The following is a 17372-nucleotide window of genomic DNA, read 5'->3' as shown; positions in this document are numbered from 1 at the left end:
CCCCGGAGCCGATCAGGACGTGCCCCGCACCGGCCGGGCCCTCATCCCCCCGGGGCGAACAGCGCGTCCTGGGCCGCGTCCCGAGCGGCGAACAGCGCGCCGCGCAGGACCGCGCCGCCGCCCAGCGTGCCCGCCCTGACCTCCGTGCGCAGCGGCGACATCCGGGCCAGCCGTTCCTCCACCAGCGCGGCGAGCACGTCGCCGCCCGCCCGGCCGACCTCGCCCGCCAGGACGAGGCATCCGGGATCGAGTACGGAGACCACGGAGGCGGCGCCGAGGGCGAGACGGTCGGCGAGGGCCGCCAGGAACGCCTCGCCGTCCGCGTCCCCGGCCCGGAGCGCGGCCCGTACGGCGAGCGCGGCGGCCGGGCCCTGTTCGGGGGAACCGCCGCCTTCGGGGTGCCCCGCGGCGATGCCGTACCCGGCCGCCAGTTCGCGGACGGCACCCGATCCCACCAGGGAGTGAAAGCCTCCGTCGCAGTTGACCGACGAGGGGACTCCCGAGGTGCCGGGCACGGGGAGGAAGCCGATCTCGCCCGCCCCTCCCGAGGCGCCCCGGCGCAGCTTCCCGTCGAGCATGACGGCGGCGCCGATGCCGTGGCCGAGCCAGAGCAGGACGAAGGTGTCACGGTCCTGGGCGGCCCCGGTGCGGTGTTCGGCCACGGCGGCGAGGTTGGTCTCGTTCTCCACGAGGACGGTGGCGGACAGCCGCCGCTGGAGTTCCTTGACCAGGGCCACGTGCCAGGCGGGGAGCCCGGCGGTGCCCCTGAGCTCGCCGCTGGCCGGGTCGATCAGGCCGGGTGCGCCGATGCCGACGCTGTGCAGCGGGGCCGGTCCCGCGGTGCGCGCGGTGCGCTCCACCGTCTCCACGGCCCGTTCGACGGCGCGCCGGGTGTGGGTGTCGCCGCCGATCGGCAGGGTGGCCTCGGCGAGCGTCACTCCGAGCAGGTCGGCCACGACGACGGCCACGCTGTCCGTGCGTACGTCGAGGGCCGCGAGGTGCGCACGGTCGGCGACGATCCCGTACAGCCGGGCGTTGGGCCCCCGGCGGTCCGCGCCGCTCTCCCCCACGACCCTGACCAGGCCCGCGTCCTGCAGCCTTTCCACCAGGTCGGCGACCGTGGGGCGGGAGAGGCCGGTCAGGGTCTTGAGCTGAGTGGCCGTCAGCGGGCCGTCCTGCTGGAGCAGTCGCAGGGCGAGCCGGTCGTTGATGGCCCGGGCGGTGCTCGGGGATGCGGGCATGCCGGGATCCTTCCAGATCGCTGACGGTCCTCCGCCAGGGGGGTTATTTATCAGGCAGGGTTCCTGATAGTTTACGGCCCGCACCGCACTACGGCGCCGGGCGGACCGGCGACCGGGCATTTCCAGGGGAGGGCACGGCACATGACTACGGACCCATCGGTTCCGGTCTTCGGTACGGAGCAGATCAGGCGGGCCAGATTCGCGATCGCCGCGGTCTTCACCGTGCACGGGGCGGTGACCGGCAGCTTCGCGACCCGCGTGCCCTGGATCCAGGACCACGCCTCGGTGAGCGCCGGCCAACTCGGTCTGGCCCTCGCCTTCCCCGCCATCGGAGCCTCGCTGGCCATGCCGCTGGCCAGCAGCGTCAGCCACCGGTTCGGGGCCAGGACCGCCCTGCGGGGACTCCTGGCGCTGTGGACGCTGGCGCTGGTCCTGCCCGCGCTGGCCCCGAACCTGATCACGCTGTGCGCCGCGCTGTTCGTGTTCGGGGCGAGCGCGGGGATGTCGGACGTGGCGATGAACGCGCTCGGCGTCGAGGTGGAGACCCGGCTGAACAAGTCGATCATGTCCGGGCTGCACGGCATGTGGAGCGTGGGCGCCCTGACCGGTTCGGCCGCGGGCACGGTCGCGGCGCACATCGGGGCGGACGCCAGGCTGCACCACACGCTGGCCGCGCTGGTGCTGACGGCGCTCGGCCTGGTCGCCTGCCAGGGCGTCCTGGACCTGCGCAGCGAGCCCGACGAGGAGCCGCCGCCGCGCTTCACGCTGCCGCCGAAGTCCGCCCTGATCATCGGTGCGGTCGGCTTCTGCGCGGTGTTCGCCGAGGGGGCCAGCATGGACTGGTCGGCGGTCTACCTCCGCGACATCATGGGCAGTTCGGCCGGGCTCGCGGCGGCGTCGACCACGGCGTTCGCCCTGATGATGGCCATCGCCAGGATCTCCGGTGACAGGATCGTGGACCGCTTCGGGGCGGTGCGGACCGTACGGGCCGGTGGCGCCATGGCCACGCTGGGCGGAGTCCTCGTCGTCCTGGCCCCCAACCCCGCCGTCGCCCTGTGCGGCTTCGGGCTTCTGGGCCTCGGCGTGGCGGTCGTCGTGCCGCTGGCGTTCGCGGCGGCCGGGCGCAGTGGCACGAATCCGAGCCGGGCCATCGCGGGTGTCGCCACCATCACGTACACCTCGGGGCTCATCGCGCCCTCCGCGATCGGCTCGCTGGCCGAGGCGACCTCGCTGCTGGTCTCCTTCGGTCTGGTCACGGTGCTGGCGTTCGGGCTGGTCCTGGGGGCCGGGGTGCTGCGGTCGGCCGACCGCAAGGTCGCGGAGGGCGGCGTTCCGCAGCCCGCGCCGACGGGCAGCCAGAAGGTCGGCTGACGGGCGGGCCGAGGGCGGGGAGGCGACGCGGGCGCGCCGCCCCGCACCCGGCCGCGGCGGGGGCGAGCACGAGGTCAGGGCGGTGCGGCACTACCATGGCTCTGATCTTTTGCCGCGGATGACCCCTCTGGGCGTACCGCACACACCAATCAGGGAGCGACCATGGGCCTCGGCGTGCGCTGGACCTTGCACGGCGACGGAAAGACGCCCGCACCGGGGGCCGTGGTGCGCCCCGACGAGCGGCTCTCCTGGCCCCGCACGTTCGGTCTCGGTGCCCAGCACGTGGTGGCGATGTTCGGGGCGTCGTTCGTCGCCCCGGTCCTGATGGGGCTGGACCCGAACCTCGCGATCATGATGTCCGGTGTCGCCACCGCCATCTTCCTGCTGGCGACGAAGGGCAGGGTGCCGAGCTATCTGGGGTGCTCGCTCTCCTTCGTGGGGGTGGCCGCCACGATCCGGGCCACGGGCGGCACCAGCGCCACGGTCACCGGCGCGGTGCTGGTCGTCGGTGCCGTGCTGTTCCTGGTCGGCCTCATGGTGCAGCGCTTCGGCGCGCGGATCATCCACGCGGCGATGCCCCCGGTGGTGACCGGTGCCGTCGTCATGCTGATCGGCTTCAACCTGGCGCCGGTCACCGCGTCGACGTACTGGCCCCAGGACCAGTGGACGGCCCTGCTGGTGATGCTGTTCACCGGGCTGGCCGTGGTCTGTCTGCGCGGGTTCTTCTCCCGTATCGCGATCTTCCTCGGGCTCGTCTTCGGCTACGTCCTGTCCTGGGTGCTGGACCTGGTCTTCGGGAAGATCCACTCCCCGGCCGGCGGCGCCGAGGCCGTCGACCACTGGCGGCTGGACCTGTCCGCGGTGGCCGACGCCGACTGGATCGGGCTGCCGTCCTTCCACGCTCCGAGCTTCGAGTGGTCGGCGATCCTGGTCGCGCTGCCGGTCGTCATCGCGCTGATCGCCGAGAACGCCGGGCACGTGAAGGCCGTCGGCGAGATGACCGGCGACTCGCTCGACGACAAGCTGGGCACCGCCATCGCCGCGGACGGCGCCGCCTCCATGCTGTCCACTGCCGTGGGCGGCCCGCCCAACACCACGTACTCCGAGAACATCGGCGTGATGGCGGCGACCCGTGTCTACTCCACCGCCGCCTACTGGGCCGCGGCCTGCTTCGCGCTGCTCTTCGGTCTCTGCCCCAAGTTCGGCGCGGTCGTCGCCGCGATCCCCGGTGGGGTGCTGGGCGGCATCACCGTCATCCTCTACGGCATGATCGGCCTCCTGGGCGCCCAGATCTGGCTGAACGCCAAGGTCGATCTGCGCAACCCGCTCAACCTCGTGCCGGCCGCCGCGGGCATCATCATCGGCGTCGGCGGGGTCAGCCTGAAGATCACCGACAACTTCGAGCTGAGCGGCATCGCCCTCGGCACCCTGGTCGTGATCACCGGCTACCACGCGCTGCGCGCGTTCGCCCCCGCGCACCTCAAGACGCAGGAGCCCCTGCTGGACTCCGGCACGTCCCAGTACGACGAGAAGCCGCCGGCCGGCCAGGCCTGAGCAGGGCCGGGGCCGCTCAGCCCGTGGCCAGCTCGTAGGCGTAGTCCGGGGTGAAGGAGCCGGCGGAGCCCTTGCAGCCGTCCGACTCCCCCGGCAGCTTCACCCAGAGGTAGGCGTCGATCCGGGCCTCTCCGGTCCGCGTCGTCGGGGTCCTGCCGAGCGCCCGGCCCGACGGGTCGCACCACTCGCCCTCCTTCGGCGCCCCGTTGCCGTTGCGGCTGGTGTCGATGACGGCGCCCAGCCGGGAGGGCCCGCCGAGCGCGGCGAGCACCCGCCGGGCGTACGCCGCCTCGTCGGCCGTGCTGTGGAAGTTGGACACGTTGGTGAAGATGCCGTCGCCACTGGCCGCCGCTCCCGCCTCACGGAGCGCCGCGGCCTGTTTCGCGGCGCTGTGCCAGCCGGAGTGCCCTCCGTCGAAATAGACCCTGGCCCGCGGGTTGGCCGCGTGCAGCGTGCGGCCCGCCCGGGCCAGTGAGGCGAAGCGGTCGGCCCGCTGCCCGGCCGAGAGACAGTCCGACAGGGCTATCGCGTCCGGTTCCAGGATCACGATGACCGGACCGCTGCCGAGCCCCGCGGCGAAGTCCTCCATCCACGCGTCGTAGGCGTCCAGGCCGGGCGCACCTCCCTCGGAGGCCCCGCCGCAGTCCCGGTCGGGGATGGCGTACGGCACGAGCACGGGCGTACGTCCCGCCGCGGCGGCCGCGGCCGTCACACCGCGGACCTGGCCCGTCACGGCACCCGGGTTGTAGGCGGGGAACCAGACCGCCGCGGGCTGCGCCGCGATCCTCGACTCGATCAGCGGGCGGCGCGGATCGCTCCGGTGGGCGGCGACCCAGTCCAGGACCTGGGACTGCGGATGGCGGTAGAGCGCGGTGATCCCCCCGGCACGCCCCGAGGGCTTCGCCGACGCGGCCGGGGCCCCGCTCGCCGGTCCCGGCCGGGCCGGACGCGGGCTCGCCGAGGCCGAGGCCGAGGGCGACGCGGACGCCGGGGCGGACACCGAAGGGGTGGGCACGGCGGGCAGCGCCTCCAGGACCGGGGACGCCGTCGGGTCGGGGCGGGCGGTCGTACGCTCGCCGTCCCCCGCCGCCGCTGCCATCACCCCGGCCGCCGCACCGGCCACCACGACGGCCGATGCCAGCGCGGCCATCGTGTGACGCCCTGCGGCGCGTCCGCGCCGCCACACCTCGGTCCTGCTGTGTTCCCGTACGCCCGACACCCCTCGTCCCCTCCTCCGGCGCCGGGTGTTCGCCCGTTCCGATGAAGTCTCCGGCCGGTCGGCGCCGTGGCGAGCCTATGGCTGGGACGCTGCCCGCATGGACCGGATCGAGCAGTTCGCAATTCCGGCCGGCGCGGCCGGCACGATGACCGATGTCGGCACGGTGATCGAGCGGATGCGCGCGTTCCGCTCCGGCTGGCCGCCCGGGGACGGTGTGGCGGTCTTCAACCAGGTGTATCTGACGGTCACGGAGACCCTCGGCCGGCACATCGCCGACGGCTCGTTCACGGACCGGGATGCCGTGTCCGCGCTGGACGTGCGGTTCGCCGAGCGCTATCTGACGGCGGTCGACACGGCCGTGTCGGGCGGCAGTCCGCCCGCGTGCTGGCGCCCCCTCTTCCAGTACCGCCGCCATCCCGGCGTACGCCCGCTGCAGTTCGCGCTGGCCGGTATCAACGCGCACATCGGTCACGATCTCGCGCTGGCCGTCGTGGACACCTGCCGTACGCTCGGCTGCGCTCCGGCGGACCTGGAGGAGGAATTCGACCGGGTAGGCGATCTCCTCGTCCTGCTGGAGGAGCAGATCCGCGAAGATCTGATGCCCGGTCCCGATCTGCTGGAGGTCGCCGATCCGCTGACCCATCTGGCGGGGGCGTGGAGCCTGGAACGGGCTCGCGAGGGCGCCTGGTCGGCGGCGAAGGTGCTGTGGCGTCTGCGCGCGTTCCCGCTGCTGGCCGAGGAGTTCAGGCAGCGGACGGACGGGGCGGTCGGTCTGGTCGGGCGCTGTCTGCTGACGCCCTGCGCCTGACCTCACACCGCCTCCGCTGTCCGACCCGGCCGTGCGGCACGCCGCCCGGACCACTCAGAAGCTGTCGCCGTACCAGTGGACCGCGCCGGCAGCCGTGACCGTGTCCCGGACGGCGTCGGCACCGGCCAGCAGCGGGCGGGCCATTCCCGTCCGCGTCTCGACGGCCGTGGAGTCCGCGAGCAGGGCGGGGAGCGCCGCCATGACCTCGGGGATGGCGGGGAGCCGGACCCGCGCGCGGTGGTGTCCGGCCGCGAGGCCCCGCGCGGCGACCGCCCCCAGCAGGTCCGGCAGGCACGCGGAGTCGCCCGCGAACTCCCGCACCTCCGCGCACTCGCCCGCGTATCCGGCCACCAGCCATCCACGGACCGCCCCGGTGTCCGGCGCCTCGGCGACCAGCGCCCGCTCCGGCGGGCCGTACCAGGCCGGGACGCGTACCGCCCAGTCCTCGTCGGTGCGCAGCGAGCTGAGGGGACGGGCCGCGTTGTACGCGGAGTGCAGGGCCCGGACGGTGCCCGCGTCGGCAACCGTGGCCTCGCGTACCCGGTACGCCGCCGACGCAGGCGTGTGCCTGATCGTTCCCTCCATGTGTCCGGTGGTGAACTCCTGCCACCCCGAACCCCGGTAGACCCCGGGCGTGCCGGTGAACAGCAGCGACCAGGCGCATCCCTCGGCCGTCATGGACCGCTCGGCCCCGGCGAGCAGGCGCCGGACCAGCCCCTGCCCCCGCGCCTCGGGGCGGGTGGCGACGCTGCCGATGCCGCCGACGCGCCGCGGCGTGCCGTGGGCGTCGCGGATCAGGCGCGGCACCCAGACGACGACCGCGTCGAGCCTTCCGCCGGCGGTCTCGGCGACGAAGGTGCGGCGGTGCCGGTCGGGGTCGAGGGCGTGGAGGGCGCCGATGTGCGGGGCGTCGAAGCAGACGTCCCAGAGCGCGCGCAGGGCCGGTTCGTCGGCCGGGGTGCTGTTCCGCAGCCGTGCGCTCACAGGGTGAGGTTCCCTTCGGTCCGGGCGGTGGCGCCGTCGGCCGGCATGGCGGTACGCTTGGTGTCGCGCTCGACGCAGGAGGTGTGCAGGGCCGAGGCCAGCGCCTCGGGTGCGAGGTGAAGCGTGCCGCCGGTGAACCTGCTGCCGGTCGCGGCGTAGTGGTTGGTGCCGTCGGCGATGCGGATGTGGGCCGTGTCGGCATCGCCCGCGGTGCTGTGGAGCCCGGAGATGTCCCAGGTGACGGTGGCCGGTCCGGCGGCGCGGCCGAGGAACGCCTTCGCGCTGTTGCTGCCCGTGAACCGGGTGCCCGAGGTGACGGTGACCGACTGGTCGCGTACGGCGCTGGCCTCGAACCCGGTGCCGGTGTACGTACCGCCTTCGATGCGCAGATCGGCCGATCCGACGGAGAACGGGGCGGAGTTCTCGGCGCCGCCGACCGTGCAGTCGGTGAAACGTACGGGGCCCGCGCCGCGCAGGATCGCGCCGTCGACGCCGGTGAACGCGCAGCGCACGAAGTGGACGGGCGTGGTGACCGGGGTCTGGACGAGGACGGCGGCCTTCGGCAGGTCGAACGAGCAGTCGCTGATGACCGTGGGCCTGCCGGAGCGGGTGGACCGCTGGGCGACGGCGAAGGTCCTGGCGGTGCAGCCCCGCACCTGCGCGCCGTCGGCGTTGACGGTGAGCGTGCCGGCCTGGTCGAACGTCGGGCGGGCGATGACGGTGACGTCTTCGAGGGTGAGGTCGGTGATCTTCGTGCCGGCCACGAACCAGGAGCAGACGTGTCCGCGTACGGTGATCCGCTTGGCGGAGATCCCCCACTGCGCACCCGAGTTGGCGATGTCCATCAGTCCGGAGTTGCCGTCGAAGAGCAGGTCGTGCTCGTACTGGCCGTGGGTGGTGAACGGGTTTCCGCCCGCGTCGTCGCCGTCGCCGTGGCAGTTCACCACCGTGCAGTAGGCGGAGGCGGTGAGGTCGTTGAGATGGCGGACATTGCTGGTGGTGCAGTCCGCGACCCGGCCGTAGAGGCAGTAGATCTGCTGGGTGAGATAGCCCGCGCCGCCGTACTCGACCGTGGGCGGGTTCTTCAGGGAGCATCCCTCGGTACGGAACCGGGTGCACCAGCGGCGCATGACGACCGGCCAGAAGCTGCCGGTGGCATGGATGCCAAAGACATCGCAGCCGACGGCGTACTCGAAGCTGACGGGGTGCGATCCGGTGTACTCGTCGTCCCCGGCGCCCTCGAAGACGAGATTGCGGATGTGGGTGTTCACCACCGGCTCGACCCGGTTCCAGGTGAGCCTGCGGCCCGCGGCGAGTTCCCAGCCGTTGAGGTAGCCGATGCGGATGTGACCGGCGTCGACGATCTCGGTGATCTCGACCAGCTTCTGCAGCTCGCGCTCGTCACCTCCGCCGCCCGCGACCGGGTCGACCCGCACGGTCCACCACTGGCCGGGCTCGAACGCCTGGGAGTCCGGGACCGGGAAGGTGTCGGTGAGCTCGACGACCTTCCCGGAGAGGGTGTGCTCGACCGTCGTGTCGGTGACGGTGCCGCGGAAGGAGAGGACGGCGCCGAAGGGGTTGTCGTGGGTGTTCTTCTCGATGTCTTCGGTGGTCATGCGGTGGCCGCCGAAGTCGAGTTCGATGTTGGAGCGGTGGAACAGGTGGCGTCGGGTGAAGTGGAGGTCGGTGTGGGCTTCGATGCGGTGGACGGTGGGGTCGTCGATCATCGCGTCGAGTGCGGCGTCGGCGGGGTGTTCGGTGCCGAAGTGGCCGAAGGTGCGGAAGTCGAGGGTGCCGGTGTGGAGTTGGTGCCAGCGTCCGGGGCTGTCGTCGGCGGGTGCGATGACGGTTCCGCCGTTGTGGGTGTCCTTGGACTTCTTGTTCCAGCGCAGGGCCATCGCGCCGCCGTCGCCGGGGGTGTGGTAGCCGGAGAGCAGGACCTGGGTGTGGTCGTCGAGCGGCCGGGTGTTCAGGGCACGGAGTTCGGCGACCGTGCCGGCCCTCAGCACAGCGGTGGCGCGGGAGGGCGCGGCCTGCGCGGACCCGGTGGCCACGGCCGAGCCGGCCATGACCAGCCCGGCCAGCCCGGAGGCCCGCAGCAGAGTACGACGGGGCGATGCGTTGCCTGACATGACGGAGGTGCTCCTCGCAGGGTCGATGCGTGCTCGGGACGTGCTCTCGACGCGTATGCGGGAACGTGCTCGGGACGTGCTCTCGACGCGTGCGCGGCGTCCGGCCGGTGCGGGGCGGACGGGACCGGTCCGACGGCGTCAGATCGTGTTGCGGTACGGCGGCATGAACCGCATCCGCGGCATCTGGTCGGCCAGCACTCCCCCGTCGACGACCAGGCGCGTACCCGTGAGGTAGGCCCCGGCGTCGGACGCGAGGAGCAGGAGCGCCCCCACGCATTCGTCGGGCCGGGCGTACCTGCCGAGCGGGATCCGCTCGCGGTACGCGGCCTCGAACGCCTCCCGGTCGAAGGGGAACTCCCCGTCGATGGGCGTCTCGACCATGCCGGGGGCCAGGGTGTTCGCGGTGATGCCGTGCGGGGCGAGCTCGACCGCCAGGGTCTCGGTGAGCAGTTGGGCGGCGGCCTTGGAGGCGTTGTAGTGAGCCAGGCCCGCCTCCGCCACCAGGGCGTTCTTCGAGGTGATGGTGATGATGCGCCCCGCGACGCCGTCGGCCGTCATGTGTTCGGCGACGCGCTGGCTGAGGAAGAACACCGCGTCGACGTTGACCCGCATGATGTGCGACCAGCTCGCCGGGGTGATCTCGTTGAACCGCTCCAGGGCCGCCGTTCCCGCGTTGTTGACGAGGATGTGCAGCGGTCCGGCCTCCGCGCGTACGGTGTCGGCGAATCCGGCCAGCGCCTCGATGTCGGCGAGGTCCTGCCCGTACGTCCAGCACCGGCGCCCCAGCGCCTCGACGGCCGCGGCCGTCTCCTCGGCACCGTCGGCGCCCGGCAGGTCGACGAGGACCACGTCGGCGCCCGCCTCGGCGAGGCCGACGGCGAAGGACCGGCCGAGGCCGCGTGCGGCTCCGGTCACGACCGCGGTGCGGCCGGTGAGGTCGAAGCGGTCGGTGGAGCGGGGCGGGGCGGCTGCGGACATGGATCCTCCAGGCGGAGTGGTACGGGGAGGTGGGCCGCCGCGCCGCACCGGGGGTGGAGCGTGCGGCGGCCCGGCTGCCGGCCGGCGGCCGGGAAACGGGGGAAGATCCCGTGTGCCGGCCGGCAGATCGTGGGAACGGCCGGTGTCGGTCAGCCGTTCAGGCCCAGCAGGTCCAGCGACGGCCGGTGGATGATCTCCTCCACCGCGTCCCGGTCCAGCGGCGGCAGCCCGGGGATGCCGGGGATGCGGGCGATCTCGCGCAGCCCCTTCACCGAGTCGTCGACCGTGGTGAACGGGTAGTCGCTGCCGAACATCACCTTGTGGAAGACCCCGTAGTCCTGCACCAGCCGGAGGCTGTGCCAGAGCTGGAACGGCCGGTAGTGCAGGGCGCTGAGGTCGGCGTACACGTGCGGGTGTTTGCGGATGACCGCGATGCACTCGCCCTCGAAGGGGTGGCCGAGGTGGGCGAGGACCATCCGCAGTTCGGGGTGGCGGATGGCGACGGCGTCCAGGTGCCGGGGCATCGCCCACTCCAGCGGTGCGCTGGAGACGAACGTCGTACCGGTGTGCACCAGGAGGGGCAGCCCGTGCCGTTCGGCGTACGTGTACAGCTCGTCGTACTCCTCCGCCGCCGGGTCGAAGCCCGCGTACATCGGCATGAGCTTGATGCCGCGCAGCCCGAGCTCCTGGTGGCCGTAGCGGAGTTCCTCCTGCCAGCCGGGCTGGGTGGGGTCGAGGGCCAGGTAGCCGATCAGCCGGTCGGGGTGCTGTCCGGCGTACGCGGCCACGGCGGCGTCGTCGACCCAGAGTCCGCTGCGGCGCGCCTTGCCGCCGACGACGATGGTGCGGGTGGACTCGGGCGCGGTGGCGGCGTACTCCTCCCACTTCACCGTCAGGTCGACCTCGCCCGCGTGGGCGCGGGCGGAGTCGGAGCTGAAAGGGTCCGTGAAGTCGTGGCTGTGCCGGAAGAGGTGGGAGTGGACGTCGGTGATCATGTGCGGTTCCGCTTCTCCCAGCCGTCCGCGAACATGTTCCAGAAGCGGTGGCTGGGCGGGTGTTCCTCGAAGACCTCGTCGACGAGCTCGACGCCGAGACCGGGGGCGGTCGGCAGGCCGATGTGGCCGTCGACGATCGGGAGGGTGCCCTTGAGGGCGTCGAAGACGAACGGCTCCAGGAGCCCGTCGAAGGTCTCCAGGATCTTGAGGTTGGGCATGCCGAGCGTCGCGTGCACGGAGACCGTGGTGCAGAGCGGCGAGTTGGAGTTGTGCGGGGCGACGAGCATGCCGTGGGTGTCGGCGATCGCGGCCAGCTTGCGGACCTCGGTGAAGCCGCCGGCCATGGAGAGGTCGGGCTGGATGATGTCGACGGCGTGGGTCGCGAAGAGCTGCTTGTACTCGTAGCGGTTGTGGAAGTGCTCGCCGCCGGAGATCGGGAAGGCGGCGCGCTGCCGCAGCTCCGCGTACCGCTCGATGTGCGTCCAGGGCATCGGCTCCTCGAACCAGCCGATGTCGAAGGGCTCCAGCTCGCGCACGAGCCGGGCGGCGGTGGGCATGGCGAACCGGGCGTGGCCCTCGATGAAGAGGTCGACGTCGGGACCGATCGCCTCGCGGACGGCGGCCACGAGGGCGACGGAGCGGCGCAGTTCGGCGCGCTCCAGTTCGTGCAGCCCGGGACCGAAGGGGTCGAACTTGAGGGCGGTGAAGCCCTTCGCCACGGTCTCCTTCGCCTTGGCCGCGAAGACCTCGGGCTCGCGCTCGCCGGTGTACCAGCCGTTGGCGTACACCCGTACCTCGTCGCGGCACGCGCCGCCGGTGAGGCGGTACGCGGGCACTCCGAGGGCCTTGCCCATGAGGTCGTACATCGCCTGGTCGAGTCCCGACAGGGCGACGCCGCCCATGTCCCCGCCGCGCAGGAAGTCGCCCTGGTAGACGCGGAGCCAGAGCTCCTCGATGTCGAAGGGGTCGGCGCCGATGAGGTGGCGCCGCGCGATGGCCTCGGTGAGGTCGCAGACCTCACGTACCCGGTAGGGATGGGTGATCTCGCCGATGCCGGAGAGGCCCTCGTCGGTGTGGACCCGGACGTAGCCGAAGTCGCGCCACGAGGTGCCGAGCATCAGTGTCTCGACGCGGGTGATGCGCCCGGCGGGCCCGGCGGGGCGGGTGCGGTTGACGGTCAGCATCAGCGGGTCGCTCCACCCATGGTCGAGGTGTTCTCCAGGTCACGGGCACCGCCGTCGGCGAGGACGGCCTCGACGGCGGCCTCGGTGCCTTCGACGAGGCGGTCGACGTCGGCGTCGGTGTGGGCGTAACTGATGTGGCTGCGCTTGAGGTTGAGCGGCAGCTCGAACAGCCCGTGGTCGAGGAGCCTGCGGCGGTAGCCGACGAACAGCGAGGCGTCGTTCTTCAGCAGGTCGGCGTAGGTGCGGGGGGTCTCGCCCGGCATGAAGTAGCTGACGAAGACGGAGCCGTAGCCGGTGACGACCGCGGGGACGCCGAGGCGCTCGTAGAGCCCGGTGAGTTCGGTGCGGACCCGCTCGCCGAGACGGAAGACGTGCTCGTGGACCGGCTCCTCGCGGAGCTTGCGCAGGGTGGCGAGGGCGGCGGCGACGACGGACGGGTGCCCGTTGTACGTGCCGGCGAAGAAGGCCGGGGCGCCGGGGCGGGTGGAGAAGAGGTCCATCAGGTCGGCGCGGCCGCCGATCGCGCCAACGGGGGCGCCGTTGGCGATGGCCTTGCCGAGGGTGGTGAGGTCCGGGGTGACGCCGGAGATCTTCTGCCAGCCGCCGATGTCGTGACGGAAGCCGGTGATGACCTCGTCGAAGATCAGGACGCTGCCCGCCTTCGTGGTCTCCTCGCGCAGGGTGGTGAGGAATTCCTGGTGGGGCAGGAGCGCGCCGACGTTGTGCGGGACGGGTTCGACGATGACGGCCGCGATGTCGGGGCCGTGCTCGGCGAAGGTGCGGCGCACGGCCTCGCTGTCGTTGAACGGCAGGACGAGGGTGGCGTCGAGGACCTCGGGCAGGATGCCGGTCGAGATCGGGTCGTGGCCGCCGACCTTCTCGGGGGCGGAGATGACGTTGAGGCTGACCGAGTCGTGCCAGCCGTGGTAGCAGCCCTGGAACTTGACGACGAGACGGCGCCCGGTGGCGGCGCGGGAGACGCGCAGCGCGTGGAAGGTGGCCTCGCTGCCGGTGCTGGTGAGGAGCACCTTCTCGATCGACGGGATCAGCTCGGTGAGCTGTTCGGCGAGGAGGACCTCACCCTCGGTGACACCGACGCCCATGTGGCCGAGGGTGGCGCCGGCCTCCGCGGTGGCGCGGGCCACGTCGGGGTCGTTGTGTCCGAGCAGTGGCGGGCCGAACGCCGAGTGGAAGTCGGTGTACACGCGTCCGTCGGCGGTACGGAACCGTGCGCCGTCGGTACCGGTGACGACCAGGTCGGTCAGTCCGGGAACGCTGCGCTGACCGCTGTTCACGCCGCCGGGTACGACCTGGCGGGCGCGTTCGGCGAGTCGGGCTCCGGATTCCTTGCCTACCGGGCCTGAACCCATGGTGCTTGCTCCTTGCGTCGAGAGTCGTCGGTTTCACAGGCCCTGCCCGGCCCGTGAGTCCCTGGCGCCATCCGCCCGGCAGTCTCCGCAGGAAGTGGTGTCCGTGGTGCGTGTTGCTTCGGGTGCTCTTCGATGTTTCTTCGGTGTTGCCGATTTTCCGAACGCTGTTCTGTAGAGCAGAACAGGTCTGGATGCTACGTCCGCTCGCAGGGGTGGTCAACCCCTCCGTGACGCCAAATCCCCCATTCCAGAGGCCTTTCGGCACGGAAAGGGCTCCACTCACCCCCGAGGCCCACTAGGCTGTTCTGCTATGACGAACAGTGCTGCCCCAGAAGAACCGAAGTACTGGGTCAAGAGCGTGGCCAGGGCAGCGGACATCCTCGAGGCGCTCGCCGCCCCCTCCCAGGGGAACGGCCTCAGCGTCACGGAGGTCGGCCAGGCCTGCCGCATCTCCAAGAGCGCCGCCTTCGGCATGCTCCAGACCCTGCGCGCGTACGGCCTCGTCTCGGACGACGGCGAGGGCATGAACCGCCGCTACCGGCTCGGCATGAGCCTGGCGCGGCTGGGCGACCGGGCGCGCTCCCAGGTGTCCCTGCGCGGCGTCGCCCACCCGGTGCTCACGGAGCTGACCGCGTCCACCGGTATGGCGTCCCGGCTCGCCGTGCCGGAGGACGGCCACGCGGTCGTCGTGGACCAGGTCGAGCTCGACCAGCGCGTCCGGCTCGACCTGCGGATGGGGCAGCGCGAGTTGCCGCACTGCACGGGCCTGGGCAAGGCGCTGCTCTCCGCGGTGCCCGAGAGCGAGGCCGCCTCGGTGATCGAGCGGTTCGGCCTGCCCCGGCGGACCTCCCGCACCATCACCGACCCGGCCACGTTCCTCTCGCATCTGCGCGACATCGCCCGGGTCGGCTACGCCCTGGACGACGAGGAGGACGCCGAAGGCATCATCTGCATCGGCGCGCCCGTCTTCGACGACCGTTCGGTGTGCGCGGGCGCGGTCAGCATCACCGGGCTCAAGCTCGGCCTGCCGGCCTGGCGTTACCAGGAGCTCGGCGGCCAGGTCCGGGACGCGGCGCGGCGGATCAGCGTCTCGCTGGGCTGGGAGCCGGACGAGGACGGGGCGGCGGACACCGGTGCGGCGCATTCCGGCGGAATCGGGTCTTGACCGATCGGCTTCATCGGCCGTAGGTTCCCTGCCAACCCCGATGAGATCCTCACGGCATCGGCGATTCACCCCTTCCGGCCCGCTTCCGACGCCTGCCCATCGCGTCGTGGACATCCGAGGGCCGGACCCTTTCGAGCCATCCGCCTCATGGCAGTCCCCCGCAGGAACGCTCCCTCATTCCCGGCACTTCTCGGAAGGCGAAGTCCGCATGAGCGTTCCGCACCACCACACCTCCGACCGGTCCCGTCGTACTCTGCTGCGGGCCTCCGGGCTGGCCGGGCTGGTCATGGCCGGCTCGGCCGTGGCCACCGGGTCCGCGCAGGCCGCGCCCTCCCGCGCCACCGCTGTGCTGAGGGCCGGCACGGTCGCCGAACTCCGTGCCCTGAACACCCGGCCGCTCGACGACCACACCCAGGTCCTGCTCTCCGGCTACCACACCCCCGGCGACGGCGGCGCGATGGCCCTGCGCTGGGACAAGAAGTCCAAGGACACCCACAACGGCGGAACCGTCATCGCACCCGCCGACGACAGCCCCGGACGCTGGCACCAACTCCACACCGGCACCCTCGACTTCCGCACCTTCGGCCACTTCGGCACCGAACACCCCGCCGACGCCGCACTCGACGCGATGATCGACGACCCCACCGTCCACCGCATCGAAGCCCACACCGACCTCCACTTCACCCGACGCCACCAGTGGAACCGCTCCAACATCGAACTCGACTTCGGCGGCCACCGCATGACCACCGAAGACATCGAGAAGAACACCCACGACAACCCCTTCGGCGCCGTCCTCTCCTTCCGCGGCACCGTCACCGACACGACGGTCGAGCACACCCTGGGCTCGGCGATGCCGGATCTGTCCGATCTCTTCGAGGTCGGCGACTCGGGCAAGTTCTCCGTAGGCCAGTGGTGGGCCGTGGAGATCAACGCCCTGTCGGGGAAGTACGAGAAGGAGGTCCAGCGCCTCGTCCAGGTCACCGATGTCGTGGACGCGGAGCACATCCGGGTCAACTACCAGATCGGCTGGGACCTGGCCGCCGGCCGGACACTCACCTGGACCCGGATCGAGCCCGTCGAGCGCGCCCATGTCCGCAACCTCGTCTTCGAGGGCTGGGGCGAGGACGAGATGACCGGCTCGCACCCGGTCTCGTACGAGTACGCGGTGCGCTGCGACGTCTCCGGGATCGAGGCCGTCGGCACCTTCTGGCCGGTGGTGATGCGCCGCTGGTGCACGTACTACCGCACCGAGCAGTGCTCACTGACGAACCCGAAGTCCGTCACGTACGGCGGCGCGGGCTATCTGACGCAGCAGATCTACTGTCTGTACGGGCACGTGGAGGACTGTCACACATCCAACGCCCGCCACCTCAACGACTTCACGGCCTCGGCCTACTGCTACGTCACCAACTGCCACGGCGACGGTGACGACGAGGGGCCGTTCGTGACGCACGGCCAGTTCGAGCACGACCTCGTCTACACCGGCAACTCCGGGCTGATGACGTTCGCCAACTCGGGCGCCGCCTGGGGCGGCCGGGCCAAGCGGATCACCGTACGCCGCCACGCCTGCTCCTGGTTCGTGGCCCGGGTCAGGATCACCGATCTGACGCTCGAGGACGTCCTCGTCATCGGCAAGAAGTCCCTCTCCGGCTCCGGCATGCTCTGGATCAACGCCGACGGTGTGCAGCTGCGCGGGTGCACGGCGAGCGGGCCGCTGATCATCTCCCAGGCCTCCACGCTCTCGGCCCGGCCCAATGTGATCGCCGACTCGTCGTTCTCGTTCGCCGCGGGCGCCGAGATCACCCAGGCATCCGTGGCCGCCCCGGTCACCCTCGCCCGGACGGCACTGAACGGGGTCGACGGCGCGGTGTTCAACGGCACCGGGCCGCTGGTCCTGGACAGTTGCGTCCTGACCGGCTCCAAGGACAGCGCGCCCGTCTCGCTCGCCCACCAGGACATCACCGTCGACGGCGGCGAACTCCGCGACAGCGGGCTGAAGCTGACCTCCGCCAAGGACCAGCGGCTGCGGATCGACGGCACCCGGCTCGTCGGTACGAACAAGGACGGCGCCCTGCTCTCGCGCACCGGCGCGGGGCGGACCGTCGACTGGCGTCTGACCGGCCTCGACTCGACCGCGCCCGAGGGCACCGCGCATGTGCTGGTGACCGACGGGACCAACCGCTACCGGGCGACGGGCTCCACCTTCACCGGCGGCCGGCTCGAACTGCGGCCCGCGGCGTTCACCGGCTCCGGCAGCCATCTGCTGCACTCCGGCTGCGTCGAGGACGGCACCGAGCGCACCGCGCTGCCGGACGAGGGCGACCGCGTCTCGCACACCGCGGCCACGCTGCGGTTCTGACCGCGCCCCGGA

The 17372-nt window shown here is 72.0% G+C and carries 13 protein-coding genes; 5 read left to right on the top strand and 8 right to left on the bottom strand.

What is annotated here, in order from left to right:
* Positions 1-41 precede the first annotated feature (41 nt).
* Entirely contained in the window at positions 42-1241 is a 1200-nt protein-coding gene (locus AMK10_RS30350; protein WP_073751794.1) for an ROK family transcriptional regulator, read from the bottom strand.
* Between the two features lie 141 nt (positions 1242-1382).
* On the opposite strand from AMK10_RS30350, the gene AMK10_RS30345 reads away from it, so the two are divergent.
* Entirely contained in the window at positions 1383-2612 is a 1230-nt protein-coding gene (locus AMK10_RS30345; RefSeq protein WP_073751792.1) for an MFS transporter, read from the top strand.
* A 162-nt stretch (positions 2613-2774) separates the two neighbouring features.
* Positions 2775-4166, top strand: coding sequence for a uracil-xanthine permease family protein (locus tag AMK10_RS30340; protein ID WP_073751790.1), 1392 nt, complete (start codon positions 2775-2777; stop codon positions 4164-4166).
* A gap of 16 nt (positions 4167-4182) precedes the next feature.
* Here AMK10_RS30340 and AMK10_RS30335 read toward each other — a convergent pair whose 3' ends face one another.
* A complete protein-coding gene (locus AMK10_RS30335; protein WP_382566035.1) occupies positions 4183-5385 on the bottom strand; it encodes a glycoside hydrolase family 6 protein in 1203 nt (400 codons plus the stop codon).
* Positions 5386-5482: 97 nt separating this feature from the next.
* Between AMK10_RS30335 and AMK10_RS30330 the strand changes: the two genes are divergently transcribed.
* Positions 5483-6193, top strand: coding sequence for a DUF5995 family protein (locus tag AMK10_RS30330; RefSeq protein ID WP_073751788.1), 711 nt, complete (start codon positions 5483-5485; stop codon positions 6191-6193).
* 54 nt (positions 6194-6247) lie between these two features.
* Here AMK10_RS30330 and AMK10_RS37520 read toward each other — a convergent pair whose 3' ends face one another.
* From AMK10_RS37520 to AMK10_RS30300, 6 genes are all read right to left on the bottom strand, one after another.
* Positions 6248-7177, bottom strand: coding sequence for a GNAT family N-acetyltransferase (locus tag AMK10_RS37520; protein ID WP_073751786.1), 930 nt, complete (start codon positions 7175-7177; stop codon positions 6248-6250).
* Positions 7174-9309: a peptidase C14 gene (locus AMK10_RS30320; protein WP_073751784.1), complete on the bottom strand. Its 2136-nt coding sequence runs from the start codon at positions 9307-9309 to the stop codon at positions 7174-7176. The genes AMK10_RS37520 and AMK10_RS30320 overlap by 4 nt, the downstream gene beginning before the upstream one ends.
* 138 nt (positions 9310-9447) lie before the next feature.
* On the bottom strand, positions 9448-10287 hold the full coding sequence (locus AMK10_RS30315; RefSeq protein WP_073751782.1) for an SDR family NAD(P)-dependent oxidoreductase: 840 nt from the start codon (positions 10285-10287) through the stop codon (positions 9448-9450).
* A 149-nt stretch (positions 10288-10436) separates the two neighbouring features.
* Positions 10437-11282, bottom strand: coding sequence for an amidohydrolase family protein (locus tag AMK10_RS30310; protein WP_073751780.1), 846 nt, complete (start codon positions 11280-11282; stop codon positions 10437-10439).
* Positions 11279-12466, bottom strand: a complete 1188-nt coding sequence (locus tag AMK10_RS30305; RefSeq protein WP_073751778.1) for a mandelate racemase/muconate lactonizing enzyme family protein — start codon at positions 12464-12466, stop codon at positions 11279-11281. The genes AMK10_RS30310 and AMK10_RS30305 overlap by 4 nt, the downstream gene beginning before the upstream one ends.
* Positions 12466-13836 carry an aspartate aminotransferase family protein gene (locus AMK10_RS30300; RefSeq protein WP_073751776.1) on the bottom strand — a complete coding sequence of 457 codons (1371 nt, stop codon included), beginning with the start codon at positions 13834-13836 and terminating at the stop codon, positions 12466-12468. The genes AMK10_RS30305 and AMK10_RS30300 overlap by 1 nt, the downstream gene beginning before the upstream one ends.
* 310 nt (positions 13837-14146) lie before the next feature.
* Here AMK10_RS30300 and AMK10_RS30295 point away from each other — a divergent pair, with 310 nt between their 5' ends.
* Both AMK10_RS30295 and AMK10_RS30290 read left to right on the top strand, forming a co-directional pair.
* Entirely contained in the window at positions 14147-15001 is an 855-nt protein-coding gene (locus AMK10_RS30295) for an IclR family transcriptional regulator (RefSeq protein WP_073751774.1), read from the top strand.
* Positions 15002-15209: 208 nt separating this feature from the next.
* A complete protein-coding gene (locus AMK10_RS30290; protein ID WP_241839713.1) occupies positions 15210-17360 on the top strand; it encodes a peptidase C14 in 2151 nt (716 codons plus the stop codon).
* The last annotated feature ends 12 nt before the right edge of the window (positions 17361-17372 follow it).

Origin of the sequence: Streptomyces sp. CB02058 (assembly GCF_001905505.1) — a bacterium.
Taxonomy (GTDB): Bacteria; Actinomycetota; Actinomycetes; order Streptomycetales; family Streptomycetaceae; genus Streptomyces.
The sequence above is the reverse complement of the archived record's forward strand: the minus strand, read 5'-3'. Positions and strand labels throughout refer to the sequence as shown.